Raw genomic sequence first — 23,660 nt, forward strand, 5'->3', positions numbered from 1 at the left:
CGGGGCGCTCACCCGCTTTGAGCGGGCAGCCAGACGGTGAACTCGGCCCCGCCCTGGGCGCGGTTGCGCGCCGAGATGTTCCCGCCCGCCTGACGGATCAGCGTCTGGCTGACCGACAGGCCAAGGCCCGTGCCCTCGCCCGGCTTGGTGGTGAAGAACGGATCGAACACCGATCCGATCTTGTCAGCGGCGATGCCCGGCCCGCTATCCGACACGATCAGCGCGGCACCTGCACGCCCCTCACGTGCCTGAGGCCCGGTCGAGATGGCCAGCCGCCCGCCACCCTTCATCGCCTGCGCGGCGTTGGTGACAAGGTTGATGATCACCTGCTGCAACTCGCCGGGGTTGATGGTGACGAGCGGTGTGCCGGGGGTCTCGGTGATCTTTACCGCGATATCGGCCTTGGAAAGGACATGATCCACCAGCACGAGGCAATCGCGCAGCACCTGGCCCAGATCCACGTCCTCTTCGAATGTGCCGAAGTCGGTGGGTCGGGCGAATTGCAGCAGCTTGCCGACGATGGCGCTGATCCGCCCCACCTGCCGGTCGATCAGGCCCAGCTCATGCGCGACGGGGGCGGCGGCCTCGCCGAGGGTCTGGCGGATCACGTCAAGATTGCCTTGAATGACCGCCGCCGGATTGTTGATCTCATGCGCCACACCCGCCGTGATCTCGCCGATGGAGGCGAGCTTTTCTGACATGACAAGCTGTTGATAGGTGCTCTCCAGCTTGGCATTGGCCTCGCGCAATTCGGCGGTGCGCTCGTCCACCCGCGCGTTCAGTTCCTCGTTCCAGGCGCGCAGGGCGCGGTCGCGCTCCTGCACCTGATCGAGCAGGCTGTCGAGATGGGCGGCCACGGTGCCGATCTCGTCGCGGGCAGGCACAGAGCCGATCCGTGCCTCCAGATCGCCCGCCTCGACCCGCGCCATGGTCTGCGTCATCCGCTCGAGCGGCGCGAAGATATTGCGCGCGAGCCGCAGAAACAGCGGAACGCTGATCACAAGAACCGCAATAAATGCCGCAAACACAAGAATATAGGCGTTTCTCCGCGCGGCATCGAACGGCGCCTGGAGATAGCCGACATAAAGCATCCCGACCCGCGCGCCGAAACTGTCGATGATCGGACGATAGGCCGAGATATACCAGTCATTGACGACAAAGGCGCTGTCGAGCCAGGTCCGCCCCTCGTCCAGAACGGCACCGCGCACCGCTGCCGAGACGCGGGTGCCGAGCGCGCGCGCGCCCTCGAAGAGGCGCACATTGGTCGAGACGCGCACATCCTCCAGAAAGAGCGTGGCCGTGCCCTGCCGCGCCCCCGCGCGGCCCGTGTCCTGATAGACCAGCGCGTTGATCGTGTCGATGAAGTCGAGGTTGCGGTTGAGCAGGACGCCCCCCACCAGAACCCCCTCGCGCCCCGACGTGGTGACGGGCGTCGCGCTGTGCACGACCATGCCGCGATCCTCGATGCTGCGGGTGGTCGGCACGGCGGCCTGCGTCGGAATGAGCGGCACGCGGGCGCGCTCGGCCAGCGCCGCGCCGGTCCCGGGCAGGGCGGCGAGGGTATCGGCGGGGAAAATGTCGATCTCGGTGGAGGGCCGTCCGGCAAGGGCTGTGGCGATCACCGGCCAGTCCTTCTGCGGCCAGTCCTTCTGCGCGGCGTCACGCGGCAGGTAGTAGAGAAAATCAAGTCCGAGAGCCGTGCGTTCCCGCGCAAGAAAGCGAGACAGGCCGTCGGGCGTCTCGCGCAGCGCCCCGTCAAAGCGTAGCGATCCCGCCAGCGCCGTCACATCGCCCCCCGTCGTGGTCAGGATGCGCTGCACATATTGATCGGCCACCCGCAGATCGGTTTCCACATTGGTGATCAGAAGCGCGTCGTAATTGGACGACCAGCGCCCGATGGCCAGCGCCAGAAGCGCAGGCATCAGCACCACCAGCGGCAGCAGCGCAAGGATGAGCAGGCGTAGCCGGACGGAGGTCATGCGAAAGGGCCGGGCTCCTGTTGGAGAACCCGACCCTAGGTCAGAAAAGCGATGCGCGCAATTCGCCTCAGTTCCAGCCGACCGCGTTGAAGATCGTCTGCGCCTCTGCCGCATGGGTGGCAAAGGAAGCGGTCGGCGTCTCGGTATCGGCCTTGAAGTCGCCCATGGCCATCACATGCGTGTCGGGTGCGACGCCGGACAGAACCGGGTATTCGTTATTGGCCTCGGCGAACTGCTTTTGCGCGGCCTCGCTGGCGAGAAATTCCAGCAGGGCGGTCGCCTCTTCCTTGTTGGGGGCGTTGGCCGCAATGCCTGCCGCGACAAGGTTGACATGCGCGCCGCGCCCGTCCTGGTTGGGCCAGACCCAGCCGATCCCGTCGATACCGCTGGTCAGCCCCTCGACATCGCCGGCAAGACCGCGCGCATAGTAATAGGTGTTGGCCACGGCAATGTCGCATTCCCCCGAGACGATCCCGCGCAACTGATCGGTATCGCCACCCTGCGGTGGCCGCGCCATGTTGGCGACAACGCCCTCGGCCCATGATTTCGCTGCGTCGGCCCCGTTGATCTCGATGATCGAGGCCAGCAGCGACTGGTTATAGATGTTCGACGAGGAGCGGATGCAGACCTGCCCCTTGTAGGCCGGATCGGCCAGCGCCTCATAGGTCTGCGGCGGGTTCGCCACCCGGTCACGCGCATAGAAGATGATCCGCGCGCGCTGCGAGAGCCCGGTCCAGAGGTTGTCGGGGTGGCGCAGATGGGCGGGCACGTTGGCCTCGATCACCGCCGATGTGAAAGGCTGAAGCAGGCCCGCCTCCTCGGCGCGGGCGATATTGCCCACGTCCACGGTCATGAACACATCCGCCGGGCTATTGGCCCCCTCGGCCTTCATCCGCTGGACAAGCTCGTTGGCCTCGGCCTCGATACGGTTGATCCTGATGCCGGTGGCCTCGGTGAAGGCGGCATAGAGCGCGTCATCGCTGTCATAATGGCGGCTGGAATAAAGGTTCACCTCCTGCGCGAGGGCAGGAGCGGCCAGCGCCAGAAGGGCGGTTGCGCCGAGAAGGGTCTTGATCGGGGTCATGGAAGGCTCCGTTTGTCCGGGTTGGTTGCCTGAGCGTTTCTGGCAATTCCGACAAAAAGAGTCAACCTGTATTTCTGACTGTTTTTATCGGAACGTCGCCTGCCGTCTCCGGCCAGGACCGGCACCGCGCCCGGGGTGCCCGTCATCCTCCGACTTGACCGGAGGATCCCGTGTCGCAAGAGACCCTCGGATCAGGTCCGAGGGTGACGCGCGCAAGATGGCTTTCGCTCTCGTCCCAAAACGCAGCGTAAATCTTGCGCCGCGCCCCTTTCCCGCACATTCTGCCGCGAACGGGAAAATCCGCGCAGGGAGAGGCGCGGAGCAAAGGGAGGAAAGGCCATGACGTTCACCTCGCGGCAGGACGCGCTCGACATTCAGAATGAGATGCCGTGGGAGGCGCGCGACACCCCTATGACCCTCTACCAGTTGCTGAGCGCCACGGCGCGCGCCCATCCTGATCGTCCGGCGATCAGCTATCAGCTTCTTTCCGGCCCGACGGACAAGGCCGTGACCCTCACCTGGAAGCAGTTCCACGATCAGTGCTGCCAGGCGGCCAACCTGTTTCGCAGCCTCAAGATCGGCGAGGGGGATGTGGTTGCCCTGGTCCTGCCCAACACGATCGAGACGGCGGTGGCAACCCTTGGCGCGGCCATCGCCGGGATCGTCAACCCGATCAACCCGCTGCTGGAACCCGAACAGATCAGCGCCATCCTGCGCGAAACGGGTGCCAAGGTGGTCGTGACGCTCAAGGCCTTCCCCAAGACCGACATCGCGCAAAAGACCGCCGAGGCGGTGCGCCATGCGCCGGGTGTCCATACCGTTCTGGAAATTGACCTCAACCGCTACCTCACCCCGCCGAAAAGCTGGATCGTGCCGCTGGTGCGACCCAAGAACCCGGTGCAGCACCATGCCGACGCGCGCGATTTCAACAAGGGCATGGCAGCCCAACCCAAGAACCTGGGCTTTGCCGACAGCACGGGCGACCGCATCGCCGCCTATTTCCACACCGGCGGCACCACCGGAATGCCCAAGGTCGCGCAGCACAAGTATTCCGGCATGGTCTATAACGGCTGGCTGGGGGAGGCTGTCCTGTTCCGTGAGACGGACAGCGTGATGTGCCCGCTGCCGCTGTTTCACGTCATGGCCTGTCAGGCCGTTCTGATGTCGATGATCAAATCCGGCGCGCATGTCGTCTTTCCGACGCCTGCGGGCTATCGCGGCGAGGGGGTGTTCGACAATTTCTGGAAGCTGTGCGAACGCTACAAGACCACGTTCATCGTCACCGTGCCGACCGCCGCCGCCGTGCTGATGCAACGCAAGGTGGATGCCGACATCTCGACCGTCAAGAATGCGATTTCCGGATCGGCCCCGATGCCGCTGGAACTGTTCAACCGGTTCGAGAAGGCGACGGGGATGACCATCATCGAGGCCTACGGCCTCACGGAGGCGACCTGTCTGGTCTCGTCCAACCCGCCGGGTGGCGCCAAAAAGGTGGGCTCGGTCGGTCTCCCCTTTCCCTACACGGATGTGCGCATCATCAAGGAAACGCCCCATGGCCCGATCGATTGCGCCGTGGACGAGGTGGGCGAGATCTGCATCTCCAACCCCGGCGTTTATGCCGGGAACACCTATACCGAGATCGACAAGAACAAGTCGCTTTACCATTATGACAAATACCTGCGCACGGGCGATCTGGGGCGGCTCGACGGTGACGGCTATCTCTGGATCACCGGGCGCGCCAAGGACCTGATCATTCGCGGCGGCCACAATATCGACCCCGCCGAGATCGAGGAGGCGCTGATGACGCATCCCGCCGTCGCCATGGCCGGGGCCATCGGCCAGCCCGACGCCCATTCCGGCGAAATGCCCTGCGCCTATGTCGAGCTCGTGGCGGGGGCCACGGCGAGCGGCGAGGAACTGCTGGAGCATTGCAAGGTCCATGTTCATGAGCGCGCGGCGCAACCGAAATATATCGAGGTGCTGGACGAATTGCCCAAGACCGCCGTCGGCAAGGTGTTCAAGCCCGACCTGCGCAAGCGCGCGATCACGCGCATCTACAACGCCGCTCTCGAGGAGGCGGGAATCGCCGCGCGCGTGACGAACGTGGTCGATGACAAGAAGCGCGGGCTGGTGGCACAGGTGTCGCGCAAGGGCGAGGTGGACGAAGAGGCCATGGGCCACGTCCTCGGTCAGTTCGTGCGGCCCTGGGAATGGGCGGCATAGGCCCGCGTCCCAGGGCCTTCCGATCGGCACCAGCGGTGCGAGGCGGATGATCCGCGAGGGGCAGCACTCCGGCGGCCGTCCGCTCGGTCGCGTCAGATGCTCCCCGTGTCAGGATCGAGAGCTGCGTCCGAAGCGGGGTCAGTCGCCCCGGTCCCGTTCATGAACAGCGCGCCGTCACGGGCGAGCGCGGCCACGGTGGCGGCGCGGCACCGAGGTGGCCCCCTACCCCCGCCGCGCGCCGACCATGCCCATGATCGCGTAGGTGCGGTCGAGGATCGGGGCGGCGATGGTGCGGGCGCGGTCCGCGCCGTCGGCCAGGATGCGGTCGATCTCGGCCTGGTCCTGCATCAGCCGCGCCATTGCCGCCGAAATGGGCGCGAGGCGCTCCACCGCCAGATCGGCGAGCCGCGGCTTGAACTCGGAAAACGCGCGGCCACCCGCCTCGGCCATGACCTGATCCACGCTCATATCCGCGAGCGCCGCGTAGATATTGACGAGGTTGCGCGCCTCGGGCCGGTCCTCCAGCCCCGCGACCTCCGACGGCAGCGGCTCGGGGTCGGTCTTGGCCTTGCGGATCTTCTTGGAAATCGTGTCGGCATCGTCGGTCAGGTTGATCCGGCTCATGTCCGAAGGGTCGGATTTCGACATCTTCTTGGTGCCGTCGCGCAGGGACATGACGCGCGTGCCCGCGCCCTCGATCACCGGCTCGGGGATGGGAAAGAACTCGACCCCGTAATCATGGTTGAACTTCATGGCGATGTCGCGCGTGAGTTCGATATGCTGTTTCTGATCCTCGCCCACCGGCACATGGGTGGCGTGATAGGCAAGGATATCGGCGGCCATCAGCGCGGGATAGGCAAAAAGGCCCAGCGAGGCGTTTTGCGCGTTCTTGCCCGCCTTGTCCTTGAACTGCGTCATCCGCTGCATCCAGCCCATGCGCGCGACGCAGTTGAACACCCAGGCCAGTTGGCTGTGCTCGGCCACCTGGGACTGGTTGAACAGGATCGAGCGCGCGGGATCGAGGCCCGAGGCGATGAAGCCCGCCGCCAGTTCGCGCGTGGCGCGCGCGAGATTGGCGGGGTCCTGCCAGACGGTGACGGCGTGCAGGTCCACCATGCAATAGAGCGTCTCGATGCCCCGCTCCTGCGCCTCGGCAAAGCGTTTGAGCGCGCCCAGATAGTTGCCCAGGTGCAGGTTGCCCGAGGGCTGGATTCCCGAAAAGACGCGCGGGGTAAAGGCCGCCTCGGTCATAGGCTCACTCCGTGGTGGATTTCTCTGCCCGCCTCGCTTACCCATGCCGCCAATCCCCGTCAAGGAGAGCGGCCATGCGCGACGATCCCAGCCCCCTCAACCCGGTGCCGCCCTTCGCGCTGGTGCTGTTTGTGGTCATCATCGGGGTCGAGGCGGCATTTACCCTGGGCGCGCGGGGCCTCATCGGCGGGCCGGGGGCCGTGGGCTGGCGCGCGGGCGCGATCGAGGATTACGGCTTTCACGGGCAGGTCCTCGCGTGGATGATCGAGACCGGGCAATACCCGCTGGAGCATCTGCGCCGCCTTGTCACCTATGCTTTTGTCCATGGCAGCTTTACCCATGCGCTCTTTGCCGGAGTGCTGATCCTCGCCATGGGCAAGTTTCTGGCCGAGGTGTTCCGCCACTGGGCGGTGCTGGCGCTCTTTGCCGTCTCGACCGTGGCGGGGGCGCTTGTCTATGCGCTTCTTCCGGGGCAACAGCCCTGGCTTATCGGGGCTTTTCCGGGTGTCTATGGCCTCATCGGCGGGTTTACCTATGTGCTCTGGCTGCGGCTGGGGCAGGTCGGGGCCAATCAGGCGCGCGCCTTCACCCTCATCGGCGTGCTGATGGGGCTGCAACTGGTCTTTGCGCTTCTGTTCGGGGCGGCACCCACATGGGTTGCCGATGTGGCGGGGTTCGTTGCCGGGTTCGCCGCCTCGGTCCCGCTCAGCCCCGGTGGCTGGGCACGGCTGCGCGCGCGTCTGCGGCACGAGTGATCCCGGCAATGAGCGCCTCGGCCCCGCGCGCCGAATCGTAGCCTGCCACGACATGCGCGCGCCCCGCCGCCGAGAGCCGCAGGCAAAGGCTTGGATCGCCCGCAAGCCGCGCGATGGCACCCGCCAGCGCCTCGGGGTTTTTGGGCGGCACCAGAAGGCCGGTCTCGCCATCGGTGAGCAGTTCGCGCACGCCGCCCGCATCGGTGCCAATGACCGGCACGCCCGCCGCCATCGCCTCCATATAGGCGACGCCGAGCGGCTCGTGCCAGCTTGCCAGCGCGAAGACATCCGCCGCCATCAGCCGCGCGCGCACCTCGTCACCGCTCACCGCGCCAAGAAGGCGCGCGTGCCCCGCCAGCCCGAGCGCGTCGAGATGCGCCTGCAACTCGGCGCGGTAGCCATGGCCGCCCGCATCATCCTCTCCGGCGATGTCGACCGTGACCGCCACACCGCGATCCAGCAGAAGGCGCAGCGCCGACAAAAGATCCTGATGCCCCTTGACCACGTTGAGCCGCCCGCAGGCAAAGAGGCGCAGCGGGCGGCCCGGTTCGGGCGCACGATAGGGCACCTCGCGCACGAAGCCGTCCGTATCGACCCCCATCGGCTGCACCACCACGTCATCGGGCAGGTCCGGCCCCAAGGCCGCGCGCACCTCGGCCAGCAGCTTGCGCGTGATCACCGTGGCGAAATCGGCCCCCCGCCATTTGAAACCCTGACCGGGGCCGTAATCCGACAGCGGCCCGTGGAGCGTCAGGCTGTAGCGCGGCCCGCCCATGGCGCGCGCCAGCGCACAGATGAGCGCCGCGCGCCCGCAGGAATGGGCGTGGACATGGGCGATGCCGCGCGCCCGCGCCTCGGCCATCAGCGCCCGTGCAGCAGGCAGCGACAGCACCACATCGCGCAGGAACGCGCGGCCCGCGCCCTCGGCCAGCACGGCGCGCCACGGCGCGCGCACCAGACCCGCCAGCGCGCACATCGGCGCGACGCGGCCCAGATAGGTGGTGCGCGCCATCGCCGCCCCGGACCAGTCATGCGAGATGAGACCCGGCGGCGGCAGCCGCGTGCTCAAGAGATGCACCCGCACGCCGCGCGCCTCGAGCGCCGCAATCTCGCGCCAGAAGAACACATGCGTTTGCCCCGGAAACTGCGGCACGAGATAGCCAAGGTTCAGCGGCGCGGTCATTTTCGGTTCCGTTTGCAGGCGGTTGCGCGCTATGCCTAGCATGTTGCGGCGCGTCAGGACAGGCGCGCGGCGAGAGCACGAGAGAAACGCACCGTTGACCGACCGCCCCCCCCCGACGTTGAGCGTGATCATCCCCGCCCATGACGAGGCAGGACAGATCGGACCGTGCCTTGCCGCGCTCTTTGCCAGTCATCCGGTGGCGGGCGGGGCAGAGGCGATCGTCGTGGCCAATGGCTGCACCGATGCGACCCAAGCCGAGGCCGAGGCGATGCGCGCCGTTCCGGGGGCCTGGCCGCTCACCGTGCTCGACCTGCCCGAGGGCGGCAAGACCCGTGCGCTTGGCGCGGGCGAGGCGGTGGCGCGGGGCACGGTGCTGGCCTATCTCGACGCCGACGTGACCGTGTCCCGCGATCTCATGGCCGCACTCGCCGCAAGGCTCGATACGGCCGCGCCCGCCTATGGCAGCGGTCAGGTGGTGATCCCTGATCCGGCAAGCCGCGCCAGTCGCCTTTATGCGTGCTTCTACCGCGCGGTGCCGTTCTTTCACACGGGCGTGCCGGGGTGCGGGCTGTTCGCCATGAACCGCGCGGGCCGTGCCCGCTGGGGCGACTGGCCAGGGGTCATTTCCGACGATACCTTTGCGCGGTTGATGTTCGCGCCCGCCGAGCGCCATCTTGTCGCGGCCCCCTATCGCTGGCCCGTGGTCGAGGGCTGGGCGGCACTGGTGCGGGTGCGGCGGCGGCAGGACGCGGGCGTGGCCGAGATCGCCGCGCGCCACCCCGCATTGCTGGCCAATGACGACCCGCGCCCCGGCGCGCGGGCGCGGCTTGTGCGTGCGGCGCTTGCGCACCCCTTGGCCTGCCTCACCTATGCGGCAGTGCGCGTCGCCGCCCGCCTGCGCCCGGCAAAGGGCTGGGCACGGGGGCGGTAATGGGCAAAGCCCAGCCAGAGATCCTCCGGTCAAGCCGGAGGATGACGGTTACCTGCGTCATCCTCGGACTTGATCCGAGGATCTCGCGCCAATTACCGCCGTAATTTTCCACGAATTCAATAGAATCGCCCCAAAACCGCCGCCATGATGCGCCAAGCCATCCGCCAACCCACGCCGAGAGGACCCATGCGCGCCGTCACCGCCCTTTTTTCAGGCACCGGGCTTCTGCCCCGCATTCTGCGCTCATCGGCGCTGACGGTGCTGGGCTTCGGCGGGGCGCAATTCCTGCGGCTGGCCTCGAACCTCATTCTCGCGCGGCTGCTTTTCCCCGAGGCGTTCGGGATCATGGCCATCGTCAGCGTGGTCGTTCAGGGGCTGATGCTCTTCTCCGATGTCGGCATCACCCCCGCCATCATGCAAAGCAAGCGCGGCGATGACCGCGCCTTTCTCGACACCGCCTGGACCATTCAGGCGCTGCGCGGCGGGCTGCTCTTTGCCGTCGCCTGCGCGCTCGCCTGGCCGCTGGCCCAGTTTTACGCCGAACCGCTGCTGGCGAAGATTCTGCCGGTCGCGGGCCTGTCGCTGCTGATCACCGGCTTCAACCCCACGGCCATCGAGACGGCCAAACGGCATCTGCAATGGGGGCGGCTGACGGTGATCGATTTCACCGTGCAGATCGCGGGCATCGCGCTTGCCGTGACGCTGGCATGGTGGTGGCAGTCGGTCTGGGCGCTGGTGGTCTCGGGCGTGGCAAGCTCGGTGCTGGCGCTCGGCCTCTATCACCTTGCCCTGCCCGATCCGCGCAACCGTCCGCGCATCGAACGCACAGCCTTGCGCGAGTTGGTGCAATTCGGAAAATGGATATTTCTCAGCACGATATGCGGCTTTGTCTTTATCCAGTCCGACAAGATCATTCTCGGCAAGGCGCTCTCCTTCGAGGTGCTGGGGATCTACAATATCGGCTTCTACCTGGCCTCCTTCCCGATGCTGCTGGGCCAGATGTTCACGCAGCGCCTGCTCATTCCGATCTACCGTGAACTGCCCCCGGGCGAGAGCGCGGAGAACTTTGCCAAGCTGCGTCGCATGCGCTTTCTCGTGACCACGGGGCTTATCGGGCTGACGGCGGCCCTCGCCTTTCCGGGCGTCTGGCTGGTGGAGATGCTCTATGACGACCGCTACACCATGGCGGGGGCAGTGGTGGTGGTGATGGCGGCCATGCAGATCCCCCAGATCATCGTCATGACCTATGATCAGGCCGCGCCGGCGGCGGGTGATACGCGGTCCTACTTCCTGCTCCGGCTGGCCATGGCCGGCTCGATGGTGACAATGCTGCTGCTTGGCCTGCATCTTGGCGGGCTTCTGGGCGCGCTCTTGGGTTATGGTGCCTCCTCGCTGCTGGCTTATCCCGTCGCGGTCTGGCTGGCGCGGCGGATGCGCGCCTGGGACCCGCTCCACGACGCGTCTATGATGACGCTGGGGGGCGTGGTGGCCGTGGTGGCTCTCTGGATCAACCGCACGGCGGTGGCCGACCTTGCAACGCTGTCGGGCTGGTAGGGCGGCGATGGATAAACAATCGCCAAGGGCGCGCCCCAAATCGGTCGCATTGCCGGGGCATTGACAAGCCATTATGTTTCATAGCGTGGTTTTCAATGGTCGATGACATGAACACGCCCGCCAGTGACGGGGTCGACATTGCGATTGTCGGCATGGCCGCGCACCTGCCCGGTGCGCGGGACGTGTCTGAGTATTGGCGAATGCTGCGCGACGGTCGCCGCGCCATTCGCCGCCTTGAAGACGATGAACTGATCGCTGCGGGCGTGCCGCTGCAAACCATCCGCCGCCCCGATTACGTGCCCTTCGCAGCCCCCCTTGACGGGTTCGAGATGTTCGACGCCGAGTTCTTCGGCTTCGGTCCCAAGGAGGCCGCGATCCTCGACCCGCAGCACCGCCGCTTTCTGGAGGTGGCGTGGGAGGCGCTCGAGGATGCAGGCCACATGCCCGAGCATTTCCCCGGCCCGATCGGTGTTTTCGCGGGCTGCGGCATGGGCAGCTACTTCTATTTCAACCTCTGCTCCAACCGCGACCTCGTGGATGATGTCGGCATGTTCCTGCTGCGCCATACCGGCAATGACAAGGATTTCCTGACCACCCGCCTCAGCCATATCCTTGATCTCAAGGGGCCATCCCTGGGCCTGCAAACCGCCTGTTCCACCTCGCTGGTCGCGGTGCATTATGCCGCGCAATCGCTCTTGAATGGCGAATGTGACATGGCGCTTGCGGGCGGTGTCACCATCGAACTGCCGCAAAATCGCGGCTATATCTACAAGGAGGGCGAGATCCTGTCGCCCGACGGCGAATGTCATGCGTTTGACCATCGCGCCCAAGGCACCGTCTTTGGCTCCGGCGCGGGCATGGTGGTGCTGCGACGGCTGGAGGATGCGCTCGCGGATGGCGATCACATCTGGGGTGTGATCAAGGGCTCTGCGGTCAACAACGACGGCGCGGCCAAGGCGGGCTATCTCGCGCCTTCGGTCGACGGTCAGGCGGCGGCGGTGGCCGAGGCGCAGGCGGTCGCGGGCGTCACCGCCGATACTGTGGATTACATCGAATGCCACGGCACCGGCACCTATCTGGGCGACCCGATCGAGGTGGCCGCGCTGACACAGGCGTTCCGCGAGACGACCGAGGCAAGCGATTTCTGCCGCATCGGCAGCGTGAAAACCAATATCGGCCATCTCGACACCGCGGCGGGCGTGGCCAGCCTGATCAAGGCCACGCTGGCGCTTTATCATGGCGAGATGCCCCCCTCGCTGGGTTATGAGGCCCCGAACCCCGCCATCGCCTTCGACGGCAGCCCGTTCTCGGTCAATGACCGCCTGCGCGACTGGCCCAAGCGCGACCACCCCCGCCGCGCCGGGGTGAACTCCCTGGGCGTCGGCGGCACCAACGCGCATGTGGTTCTGCAAGAGCCACCCGCCGGCGCCGCCCCCGAAGAGAGCGACTGGCCGTTCCAGCCCATCCTCCTCTCGGCCCGCTCGAAATCCGCGCTGGACGAGGCCACAACCCGCCTCGCCGCGCATCTGCGAGAGCATCCCGAACAGCCACTGGCCGATGTGGCCTACACGCTCAAGGAGGGCCGCCGCGCCTTCGAGCGTCGTCGCGTCACCGTCGCGCGCAGTCCCGCCGAGGCAGCGGAGCGGCTTGAGAAGGGCGACACCCGCCGCGTGTTTTCCCATCAGGCGCTCGACAATCCCGATGTGGTATTCATGTTCCCCGGCGGCGGCGCGCAATATGCCGGCATGGCGCGCGACCTATATGAGACCGAGCCGGTCTTTGCCGACTGGATGGATCGCGGCCTCGACATTCTGGCACCGAAACTGGATTACGACATCCGCGCGCTCTGGTTGCCTGAACCGGATCAGCTGGCGGCGGCCCAAGAGCGCCTCAAGCGGCCTTCAGTGCAACTGCCGCTGATCATGATCACCGAATACGCGCTGGCGCAGCTTTGGCAAAGCTGGGGCGTGACCCCTGCCGCCCTGATCGGTCATTCCATGGGCGAGAATACCGCCGCCTGTCTGGCCGGGGTGATGAGCCTTGAGGATTGCATCGGCCTTGTCCACCTGCGCGGGCAACTCTTCGATACGGTGGCCAAGGGCGGAATGCTGAGCGTGCCGCTCTCGGCCGAGGCTGTGACACCCTATCTCGGCGACCATCTCGACATCGCCGCGCTCAACGCGCCTGACCTCACCGCCGTCTCGGGGCCGCAAGCCGCGCTCGAGGGTCTCGACGCGCGCCTGCGCGCCGACGGGATCGAGCCGCAGCGCATCGCCATCGACATCGCCGCGCATAGCCGGATGCTGGAGCCTATTCTGGCACCCTTCGGGGATTACCTGCGCGCCATCCGATTGAGCGCGCCGCAAATCCCGATCCTGTCCAATCGCAGCGGTGATTACCTCACGGCAGCAGAGGCCACCGACCCCGCCTATTGGGTCGATCACCTGCGCCATACCGTGCATTTCGCCGATGGCCTTTCCCGGCTGAGCGAGACCCCCGCGCGCGTCTTTCTTGAGGTCGGTCCCGGCAAGGCGCTCTCCTCATTGGCACAGGCCCATGGCGCGATCAGCGCCAATCAGGTCATCGGCACCCTGCGCCACCCCGAGGATACCATCGCCGACGACGAATATTTCATGGCGATGCTCGCCCGCCTCTGGGCCATGGGGGTCGAGATCGACTGGCCGCAAATCTGGGGCGAGGCAAGGCGCGCCCGCGTGCCGCTGCCCACCTATGCCTTTCAGCACAAGCCCTATTTCATCGCCCCCGGTGCCGCCCGCGAGACGGCCCAAGACGCGTGGCCCACCCATGAGGACGACCTCGGGAAATGGGGCTACACCCCGCATTGGCGGCCCCGGCTGGCCGAGGTCGAGATCACGTCCGAGGCCGATCTTGCCCTGCTGCCCAAGCAGACATGGCTCATCTTCGAGGACGAGACCGGCCTTGCCCGCGCCGTGGCCGACCGCCTCGGTGCCGCAGGCCATACCGTCACCACCGTCACACCCGGCGACAGTTTCGCGCGGCTGACTGCCTCGCGCTACACTCTCTCGCCGGAACGCGGGCGCGAGGGCTATGATCAACTGATCCGCGCGCTTGTCGCCGACAGCCGCGCCCCCACCCGCGTCGCGCATTTCTGGCTGGTCACGCGGGACGAGCATCACCGCCCCGGCTCCAGCTTTTTCCACCGGGTGCAGGAACAGGGCTTTTACAGCCTGCTCTTTCTGGCGCAGGCCATGGGCGACGAGGGGCTGAGCGCGCCCCTGCACATCACCGCCTTCACCACCGGCGCGGCACAACTCCGCGACGAGGCGCTGCCCTACCCCGCGAAATCCACCCTGTCCGGCCCCTTGCGCGTGATCCCGCGCGAGATGCCGCATGTGACCACGTCGAGCCTCGACCTGACCCTGCCCGCACGCGGCGCGCCCGACGCGGGGCTTGTAACCCGCGTGCTTGAAGATCTGGCGCAAGACCCCCGCAACCACGCCGCCATCCTGCGCGGCACACGGCGCTACGAGGCCGAATGGCGCGCCACCGCCCTTGACCCCGGCATCGCCCCTATCGACACCGGCGACACGGTCCTGATCACCGGCGGCTTTGGCGGCATCGGTCTCACGCTGGCCGAAGACCTCATCACGCAGAACAACGCCAACATCGTGCTCATGGCCCGCCACGCCCTGCCGCCCCGCGCCGACTGGCCCCGGATCACCGCTTCGGGCGGCCCGCTCGCCCGCCGCATCGCCGCCGTGAGCCGCCTTGAGGCGCTTGGCGGCGAGGTCATGGTGATCACAGGCGATGTCAGCAATATCGAGGACATGCAGGCCGCGAAAACGCAGATCGAAACGCGCTTTGGCCGCCTGAGCGGCATCATCCACGCCGCCGGTGTCATCGCCGACGCGCCGCTTCTGACCAAGGGGCCGGACACGATCGAGGACGTGTTCACCCCCAAGATCCACGGCACGCAGGTGCTGGAACAGGTCTTTCCCGACGGCACGCTCGACTGGCTGGTGCTGTTCTCGTCAAGTTCAACCGCCACCGCCCCCGCGGGCCAGGTCGATTACGTCGCCGCCAACGAATATCTCAACGCCTATGCCCGGTCGCGGGCGGGCGGGCGCACCCGTGTTCTGGCGCTCGACTGGGGCATCTGGGCCGAGGTCGGCATGGCCGCCGAGGCCGTGGCGCGGCAAAGCGGCACGGCCCCCGCCGCCCCGCGCCTGCCGGTCGATCAACCGCTCATCGATGAGGGCAGCTTTGACGCCGAGGGCAACCGCGTCTTTCACGCAAGCTACAGTGCCGCCACCCATTGGGTATTCGATCAGCACCGCACCAAAGACGGTCAGGCGCTCCTGCCCGGCACCGGCTATCTCGACCTGCTGGCGCAGGCGCTGCGCGCGCAGGGCGAGGATGGCGCGTTCGAAATCCGTGATCTGATGTTCCTGCGCCCCTTCGACATCCCCAAGGGGGCCACGCGCGAGATGCGCCTCACCCTCACCCGCAGCGATCAGGGATATGCCGCCCGGATCGAAGGCGGGCACACGCAGGCGGGCCGTCAGGGCTGGGTCACGCTGGCCGAGGCCGATCTGTGCCTCTTGCCGCTCACGTCTCCTGGGCCACGCGACATCGAAAACATGCGTGGGCGTATGGAAAACTGGCAGGAGGCGGCAGGCGCGCCGCTCCCCTCCCCGCAAGAGGCGCATCTCGATTTCGGCCCCCGCTGGCGCGTGCTCCTTGCGCGTGGCCTCGGCACGTGCGAGGGTCTCGCCCATCTGCGCCTGCCCGCAGAGGCACAGGGCGATCTGGCAAAGGGCCACCTCTTGCACCCCGCGCTGTTGGATATCGCCACCGGCTGGGCCATGGATCTGATCGAGGGCTATGACGGCAGCGATCTCTGGGTGCCGATGTCCTATGGCGCGGTGCGGATGCATGCGCCGCTCGGGCAGGATGTCCGGAGCATCGCCCGGCTCACGACCGATCAGGCGCAGCAAACCGGCATCGCCCGCTTTGACATCACGCTTACCGATCCCGCCGGTCGCGTGCTGGTCGAAATCGAGGATTTCGCCATCCGCAAACAGGCGGGCGGGCTGGCGATCACCCCGCCCCGCGCCAGTGAGATCCGCTTTGACAGCGCTCAGGACAGCGCCCCCGCCAACCCCGCCGAAGACCGCCTGCGCCACAACCTGCGCGAAGGCATCCGGCCCGGTGAGGGGGCCGAGGCGTTCCGCCGTGCCCTTGCCCTTGGTCTGCCGCAAGTGCTTGTGTCCTCGCTCGATCTGCCCGCGCTGATCCGTCAGGCCGAGGCGGGCGTGCAAGGGCCCGACGAGGGCGGCCAACGCTTCGAGCGGCCCGATCTCGACGGCGATTACGTTGCCCCCGAGGGCGAGATCGAGACCCGGCTTGCGGGCTTCTGGTCCGACCTTCTCGGCCTCGATGCGGTCGGCGTCGAGGACAGCTTCTTCGACCTTGGCGGGCATTCGCTGATTGCCGTGCGGCTCTTCGGCATGATCCGCAAGGCCTACCGCGTCGATTTCCCCATCTCGATCCTGTTCGAGGCCCCCACCATCCGCGCCTGTGCCCGGCTGATCGAGGCGCGTATCGGCCCGCAGGAGGCAGGCGAGAGCACCCCCGCCAAGGCGGAACCCGCCCGCCGATTTACCCATCTGGTGCCCATGCATCGCGGCGAAGGTGGGGCGAAAACGCCCTTCTTCCTTGTCGCGGGCATGTTCGGCAACGTGTTGAACCTGCGGCATCTGGCGCATCTTCTGGGCGATGACCGCCCGTTTTTCGGGCTACAGGCGCGCGGGCTTTACGGCGACGACGCCCCGCATGACGACCTGACCGAGGCCGCCCGCGACATGATCGCCGAGATCCGTCAGGTGCAGCCGCAAGGCCCCTATCTGCTGGGCGGTTTTTCGGGCGGCGGCATCACCGCCTACGAGATGGCGCAACAGCTTGAGGGGGCGGGCGAAGAGGTGGCCGTGGTGATCCTGCTCGACACGCCACTGCCCCAACGCCGCCCGCTCTCGCGCCGCGACAGGGCCTTGATCCAATGGCAGGAATTCAAGTCGAATGGCCCGCTCTACCCGGTCAAGTGGGCGGCGCGGCGCGTGGCATGGGAGATCGCCAGGCGTCGCCCGCAGGCACAGGCCGAGACCGCAGAGCATCAGTTCCACGATCACGCAATCGAGGCCGCCTTTTATCGCGCCATCGCCAGATATCAGGTCCGCCCGTGGGGCGGCAGGCTCCACCTTTTCCGTCCACCGCAATCGGGCAAGTGGCGGGTGTCGAACGGCCAATGGGTAAGTTCCGAGCGCGCCTATGTGCTGCCCGATAATGACTGGTCCGGTTTTGCCCCGAACCTCAGCGTCACCGAGGTGCCCGGCACCCATGATTCGATGGTGCTGGAACCGAATGTCCGCGTCCTCGCTGCCCGGATGCGCCGCGTGATCGAGGCGGCCGAGGGCACGCAGGACGCCCCGCCGGACCGCCGGGAGGCCGCCGAATGACCGGCCCCCGTGTCCTGACCATTGTGCTCAACTGGCGCACGCCCGAGATGAGCCTCAAATCCGCAACCGCCGCGCATCGCGCCATGGCGGGCATCGCGGGCGAGATCGTGATCGTCGACAACGCGTCGGGCGACGGCTCCTTCGAGACGATGCAGGCGGGGAGTGCCGGAATGGACCGGGTGCGCGTGGTGCAATCGGGCCGCAATGGCGGCTTTGGCGCAGGCATGAATGCAGGGATGCAGGCGGGGCTGTCGGATGGCACCCGCCCCGATTACGTCTATATCCTCAATTCGGACGCCTTTCCCGCCGCCGAGGCCATCGCCGCGCTGCTCGCGCATCTGGAGACCACCCCCGAGGCCGGTCTGGCGGGCAGCCATATCCACGGCCCCGATGGCGCGCCCCATGTCACCACGTTCCGCTTTCCCTCGATCCTCGGAGAGCTGGAAGGGGCCGCGCGCATCGGCCCGCTCTCGCGGCTTCTGCGCCGCCATGCCGTCCCTCTGCCGCTTCCGGAGCAAACGCGGTCCGTCGACTGGCTTGCGGGCGCAAGCCTGATGATCCGGCAGGCGGTGATCGACGAGATTGGCGGTTTCGACGAGACGTTCTTTCTTTATTTCGAGGAAACCGACCTCTGCCTGCGCGCCGCGCGCGCGGGCTGGCGCACTGATTATGTCCACGAAAGCCGGGTCGAGCATCTTGGCTCGGTCTCCACCGGCATGAAGGGCTGGGGCCGTGTGCCCGATTACTGGTTCGCCTCGCGGCGGCATTATTTCGTCAAGAATCATGGCCGTGCCTATCTGGGGGCTGTGACGCTGGCGCATCTTTGCGGCGCGGGCGCGGGCGCGCTCTGGCGGGTGATCCGGCAGAAAGGCGCGCCGCCGCCGCCGCATTTTCTGCGTGACCTGGTGACGGGCGACATGCGCGCGGCGCTGAACATGCAAAAAAGGATCAAGCCATGATGCGGGCGCTTCTGATCGGCAACGAAACGCTGGCGCTGCAATGCGGCAAGGCGTGGCTGGAGGCCGGGCACGAGATTGCCGCCATCGCCACCCGTCATGCGGATGTGGCCGACTGGGCGCGCGCTGCCGGTCTGCGCGTCCTTGCGCCCGGCGCGGGGCTTGCGGACCGGATCGAGGGGCTGGACTTTGACTGGCTCCTCTCCATCGCCAACCTTGATCTGCTGCCCGAACCGGTGCTGGCGCGCGCCACGCGCGGCGCGGTCAATTTCCACGACGGGCCGCTGCCGCGTTATGCCGGTCTCAACGCGCCGGTCTGGGCGATCCTGAACGGCGAGACGCGGCACGGCGTCACCTGGCACCTCATCGAGGGCGGTGTGGATGCGGGGCGCATCGTGGCCGAGCGTGCCGTCGACATCGCCCCGGACGAGACCGCCTTTACCCTTAATGCCAAATGCTATGCAGCGGCGCTCGACAGTTTTCCCGAGGTGGTGGCAGAGCTTGCGCGCGGCGCGCCCGAGGCCCGGACGCAGGACCCGAGCGCGCGAAGCTGGTTCGGGCGCGACAAGCGGCCCGAGGGCCTGATCCTCGATGCCGCGCGCCCCGCCGAAGACCTTGCGCGTCTTGTCCGCGCGCTCGATCACGGCGGATATCGCAACCCGCTCAACATGGCGCGGATCGTGATCGGCGGGCGGGTCTTTCTCGTGCCTCGCGCCGAGGTGACAGCCCCCGTCCGGGCAACCGCGCCCGCGCGTCCCGGCACCATCCTTGCGACCGAAGAGCGCGGGCTGACCATCGCCACGGGGGAGGGTGCGCTGCGGCTGACGGGGCTCATGTCAGCGGACGGGCGCGCGCCGATCCTCGCCGGGATCACCCCCGGCATGGCGATCGACCCACCGCATACCGAGGCCGAAGCCGCCCTTGCCCGCCTTGCGCCGCAGGACGGGGCCTGGCGTCGCGCCCTCGCGGCGCTGCGCCCGATCACCCTGCCGCTCGACGGCCCCGAGAGCGCGCGCACCGAACGTCTTGCCCTCGATCTGGGCCCCGCCGACCCGCTTGACGCAATCGCGGTCTGGGCCAGCCATCTTGGTGGCGGCGAGACCGACCATCTGGCCTATTGCGGCCCCGCCATCCTTGTGGGGCAGGTGCCGGGGCATAGCTGCCCCTGGGTTCCCGTCGCGGCCAGCACGCTTGCCCGGAGCATCGCCGACGCCGAGGCGCGCGGGCCATTCGCGCGCGACATCTTCGCACGCGACCCGGGCCTTGACGCCGCGCATCGCCCGCATCTGGGCCTGCGTCAGGCGGGGGCGGGCCTTGTTCCCGGCACCGCCCTCACGGTGGACCTGACCGGCGCACCCGCACTGCTCTACGATCCCGCGCGCCTCTCGCCTGCCATGGTCGATCTGCTGGCCAAACGCCTCGAGGCCCATGCGCGCGGCGAGACCAGCCTGCCCGAGGCCGAGCGCCGCCTTGTCACCGAGACATGGAACGCCACCGACACGCCCACGGACGCGCGCCCGGTCCATCACTGCATCGCCGCGCGCGCGAGCGCGACGCCCGAGGCGACGGCGCTGATCTTCGAGGCCGAGGCGCTCAGCCACGCCGCGCTTGACGCGCGCGCCAACCGCATCGCGCATGTGCTGCACCAGATGGGCGTGGCGCGGGGCGATCTTGTCGGCCTCTGCCTGCCGCGCTCGGCGGATATGGTGGCCAGCGTGCTCGGTATCTGGAAGGCCGGTGCGGCCTATGTGCCGATGGACCCGACCTATCCCGCCGACCGGCTTGCGCTCTATCTTGAGGATAGCGGCGCGCAGGTGGTGATCAGCCGCGGCGATACCGGCGCAGCCCTGGGGGGCACGGCGCGGCTCGATCTTGACACCGACGCGCGGTTGGCAAGCGCCCCCGCAACCGCGCCCGAGGACGCAACCACCCCCGAGGATCTGGCCTATGTGATCTACACCTCCGGCTCGACCGGGCGGCCCAAGGGGGTGATGGTCACGCATGGCAATCTTGCGAATTTCTGCGCGGGCATGGCCGCGCGTCTCCCACAGGGGCCGGGGGCTGCATGGCTGGCCGTCACCAGCCTCAATTTCGACATCTCGGTGCTGGAGCTGTTTTATACGCTGGCTGAGGGCTACACCCTCGTGCTCAGCGGTGAGGAGAGCCGCGCTCTGGTCTCCTCGGGGCAGTTGGCACCCTCTGACCGGGGCATGGAGTTCAGCCTCTATTACTGGGGCAATGACGACGGCGCGGGGCGCGACAAATACAAGACCCTTCTGGAAGGCGCGCAATTCGCCGACACGCACGGGTTCTGCGCGGTCTGGACGCCCGAGCGGCATTTCCACGCCTTCGGCGGCCCCTATCCCAACCCCTCCGTCACCGGTGCCGCCGTGGCCGCCGTCACGCAAAACCTGTCGGTGCGCGCCGGAAGCTGCGTGGCCCCGCTCCACCATCCCGCCCGCATCGCCGAGGAATGGGCGGTGATCGACAACCTGACCAATGGGCGCGCGGGGCTGGCGATTGCAAGCGGCTGGCATCCCGACGATTTCATCCTGCGCCCCGAAAACGCGCCGCCCAACAACAAACCCGCGATGTTTGACGCGATCCGCGATTTGCGCAAGCTGTGGAAGGGCGAGGCGGTGGCCTATCCCCGCGCCGATGGCACGATGCACGCGGTCGTCACGCAACCGCGCCCCGTCTCCAAAGACCTGCCCGTATGGGTCACCACGGCGGGCAACCCCGAGACATGGCGCGAGGCCGGCGCGCATGGGGCCAATGTGCTCACGCACCTTCTGGGGCAGTCCATCCCGGAGGTGGGCGACAAGATCACCCTCTACCGCGCGGCGCTGCGCGAAGCGGGGCATGACCCGGCCGATTTCACCGTCACGCTCATGCTGCACACCTATGTGGCCGAGACCCGCGACGAGGCGCGACGCGTGGCACGCGAACCGATGAAGGATTACCTGCGCTCGGCCGCCGGTCTCATCAAGCAATATGCCTGGGCCTTTCCGGCCTTCAAGCGGCCCAAGGGCGTCGACAACGCCTTTCAACTCGATCTCGGCTCACTGAACGAGGACGAGCTTGAAGGCATCCTCGATTTCGCCTTCGAGCGATATTTCGAGGAGTCGGGTCTTTTCGGCACCATCGAGGATTGCGTGGCCCGCGTCGAGGACCTCAAGCGCATCGGCGTCGACGAGGTGGCCTGCCTGATCGACTACGGCATTCCCGCGCGGCAGGTGCTCGACGGGCTGCGCCCGCTGGCGAAGGTTCTGGAGCGCGCCAACCGCGTGGGCGGCATCGCACCTGATGACTTCTCCATCGCCGCACAAATCCTGCGCCACGGCGTCACGCATCTGCAATGCACGCCGTCGATGGCGCGCATGATCGCCATGAATGACGAGGCGCGTCATGCCCTTGGCCGCGTCAAGCACCTGATGCTGGGCGGCGAGGCTCTGCCGGGCGGCCTTGTGCGGGACCTGCAACAGGTGACATCGGCGCAAATCCACAACATGTATGGCCCGACCGAGACAACCATCTGGTCCACCTGCGGCCCGGCCGAGGCGGGCAGCGCCATCGCCGATATCGGCACGCCCATTGCCAATACGCAGGTCTACGTGCTCGACCGGGACATGCAGCCCGTGCCGGTGGGCCAACCCGGAGAGTTGTGGATCGGCGGCGCGGGTGTCACGCGCGGCTATCTGGGCCGCGAGGATCTGACCGCCGAGCGGTTTCGCCCCGATCCGTTCCGCGCAGGCGGGCGCATCTACGGCACAGGGGACCTCGTGCGCTGGCGCGCCGACGGGCGGATCGACTTCGTGGGCCGCGCCGATGCGCAGGTCAAGCTGCGCGGCCACCGGATCGAACCCGGAGAGATCGAGGCCGCGATGGAGGCGGTGCCGGGTGTCGAACAGGCCGTGGTGACCCTGCGGGAGGATGTGCCCGGCGATCCGCGCCTTGTCGGTTATCTGCGCGGCACCGCCAGCCCCGAGACGGTGCGCAACGCCCTCGCCGCGCGCCTGCCCGCGCATATGCGCCCCGCCCATCTCGTGCGGCTCGACGCTTTCCCGCTGACCCCCAACCGCAAGGTGGACCGCAAGGCCCTACCCGCCCCCGAAACCCGCAAAACGGTATCCGCCGCCCGCCCCGAGACGGTGACGCCGGCCAACAGCATCGAACGCGCCATTGCCGCGATCTGGGCGCGGGTGCTCGGCGTGGCGGATATCGGCCCGCAGGACAGCTTTTTTGACCTCGGCGGCCATTCGCTGCTGGCGGTGCAGGCGCATCGAGAGATCCGCGCGGAACTGGGCGTGGAGCGCCTCGGCATCACCGATATTTTCCGTTGCCCGAAGCTTGGCACGCTGGCCGCGCGCGTGGCGGAGTTGCGCGGCGAGGCGCCCGCCCCCACGCCCGCGCCTGCCGCAAACAATCGCGCCGATGCGCGCGCCGAGGCCATGGCGAAACGCCGCGCCATGCGCGCCGCGCGGCAGGGATGAGCCTGCGCGACAGGCTGCGCGCATACCTGCCCGCAGGCGTGGCGCTGGCCGGGGCCGACCCGACCGCGCCCGCCACCGGCCTCCTGCCGCAGGAAGAGGCGGCCGCCGCCCGGATGGTGCCCGCGCGCCTGCGCGAGTTCGCCGCCGGACGCCGCGCCGCCCGCGCCGCCATGACCGCGCTCGGCGTGCCCCCCTCGCCTCTGCCCATGGGCCAAAGCCGCGCGCCGCTCTGGCCCGCCACCCTTACCGGCTCGATCAGCCATGACGCCACCACCTGCCTTGCGCTGGTCGGATGGCGCAGCGATTGGGCCGGCATCGGCCTTGATATCGAACCGGCCATGCCCCTGCCCGCAGATCTCATCGCCACAATCTGCACACCCGACGAGAGCGCCGACCCGGCCACGGCGCGCGCGCTATTCTGCGCCAAGGAAGCCGCCTACAAGGCCATTTCCGCCCAGATCCGCACCATTCCCGCATTCCACGACATGACCGTGACCCTGCACGCCGACGGCAGTTTTGCCGCCCGCCTCATCCCTCCTTTCCCGCCCTTTCAGGCGGGCGCGCGGATCGACGGCCATCTGCTGAGAACGCCCGCGCACCTGGCCGCGCTTGTTCTCATCCGCGCCGCCTGAACACAGTGTTTCCGCCAAGGCCCCAATAAACTGTGGCGTAAATGAGGCCGACCGCCTAGATTGGGGCGAAATTGGGACATAATTCTGTCAGGGCCGTTTGGGGGCATCCGGCCGACAGGGAC

At 67.6% G+C, this 23,660-nt stretch carries 12 protein-coding genes; 8 read left to right on the forward strand and 4 right to left on the reverse strand.

Annotation, left to right across the window (positions count from 1 at the left end):
- Positions 1-8: 8 nt before the first annotated feature.
- Together ABIE57_RS11175 and ABIE57_RS11180 are read right to left on the reverse strand one after the other, a co-directional pair.
- A complete protein-coding gene (locus ABIE57_RS11175; protein WP_354539097.1) occupies positions 9-1,979 on the reverse strand; it encodes a sensor histidine kinase in 1,971 nt (656 codons plus the stop codon).
- Between the two features lie 67 nt (positions 1,980-2,046).
- The gene (locus ABIE57_RS11180; protein ID WP_354539098.1) at positions 2,047-3,063 is read right to left on the reverse strand and encodes a Fe(3+) ABC transporter substrate-binding protein; all 1,017 of its coding nucleotides are present in this window, start codon (positions 3,061-3,063) and stop codon (positions 2,047-2,049) included.
- A gap of 339 nt (positions 3,064-3,402) precedes the next feature.
- On the opposite strand from ABIE57_RS11180, the gene ABIE57_RS11185 reads away from it, so the two are divergent.
- On the forward strand, positions 3,403-5,286 hold the full coding sequence (locus ABIE57_RS11185) for an acyl-CoA synthetase (RefSeq protein WP_354539099.1): 1,884 nt from the start codon (positions 3,403-3,405) through the stop codon (positions 5,284-5,286).
- A gap of 222 nt (positions 5,287-5,508) precedes the next feature.
- Here ABIE57_RS11185 and trpS read toward each other — a convergent pair whose 3' ends face one another.
- Positions 5,509-6,537, reverse strand: a complete 1,029-nt coding sequence (gene trpS, locus ABIE57_RS11190; RefSeq protein WP_354539100.1) for a tryptophan--tRNA ligase — start codon at positions 6,535-6,537, stop codon at positions 5,509-5,511.
- 74 nt (positions 6,538-6,611) lie between these two features.
- Here trpS and ABIE57_RS11195 point away from each other — a divergent pair, with 74 nt between their 5' ends.
- Positions 6,612-7,292, forward strand: coding sequence for a rhomboid family intramembrane serine protease (locus tag ABIE57_RS11195; RefSeq protein WP_354539101.1), 681 nt, complete (start codon positions 6,612-6,614; stop codon positions 7,290-7,292).
- Here the strand turns inward: ABIE57_RS11195 and epsE are convergent.
- A complete protein-coding gene (epsE, locus tag ABIE57_RS11200) occupies positions 7,243-8,475 on the reverse strand; it encodes an exopolysaccharide biosynthesis GT4 family glycosyltransferase EpsE (protein WP_354539102.1) in 1,233 nt (410 codons plus the stop codon). The two genes, ABIE57_RS11195 and epsE, sit on opposite strands and share 50 nt — an antisense overlap.
- A 118-nt stretch (positions 8,476-8,593) precedes the next feature.
- On the opposite strand from epsE, the gene ABIE57_RS11205 reads away from it, so the two are divergent.
- From ABIE57_RS11205 to ABIE57_RS11230, 6 genes are all read left to right on the forward strand, one after another.
- Entirely contained in the window at positions 8,594-9,406 is an 813-nt protein-coding gene (locus tag ABIE57_RS11205) for a glycosyltransferase family 2 protein (protein ID WP_354539103.1), read from the forward strand.
- 186 nt (positions 9,407-9,592) lie between these two features.
- A complete protein-coding gene (locus ABIE57_RS11210) occupies positions 9,593-10,960 on the forward strand; it encodes an oligosaccharide flippase family protein (protein WP_354539104.1) in 1,368 nt (455 codons plus the stop codon).
- 95 nt (positions 10,961-11,055) lie between these two features.
- A complete protein-coding gene (locus ABIE57_RS11215) occupies positions 11,056-17,457 on the forward strand; it encodes a type I polyketide synthase (protein WP_354539105.1) in 6,402 nt (2,133 codons plus the stop codon).
- Complete coding sequence (locus tag ABIE57_RS11220) at positions 17,454-18,416, forward strand: glycosyltransferase family 2 protein (protein ID WP_354539106.1); 963 nt, start codon at positions 17,454-17,456, stop codon at positions 18,414-18,416. The genes ABIE57_RS11215 and ABIE57_RS11220 overlap by 4 nt, the downstream gene beginning before the upstream one ends.
- The gene (locus ABIE57_RS11225) at positions 18,413-22,906 is read left to right on the forward strand and encodes a MupA/Atu3671 family FMN-dependent luciferase-like monooxygenase (protein WP_354539107.1); all 4,494 of its coding nucleotides are present in this window, start codon (positions 18,413-18,415) and stop codon (positions 22,904-22,906) included. The genes ABIE57_RS11220 and ABIE57_RS11225 overlap by 4 nt, the downstream gene beginning before the upstream one ends.
- Positions 22,903-23,538, forward strand: coding sequence for a 4'-phosphopantetheinyl transferase family protein (locus ABIE57_RS11230; RefSeq protein ID WP_354539108.1), 636 nt, complete (start codon positions 22,903-22,905; stop codon positions 23,536-23,538). The genes ABIE57_RS11225 and ABIE57_RS11230 overlap by 4 nt, the downstream gene beginning before the upstream one ends.
- Positions 23,539-23,660: the final 122 nt, after the last annotated feature.

The organism is Roseovarius sp. MBR-6 (assembly GCF_040547525.1).
Classification (GTDB): Bacteria; Pseudomonadota; Alphaproteobacteria; order Rhodobacterales; family Rhodobacteraceae; genus Roseovarius.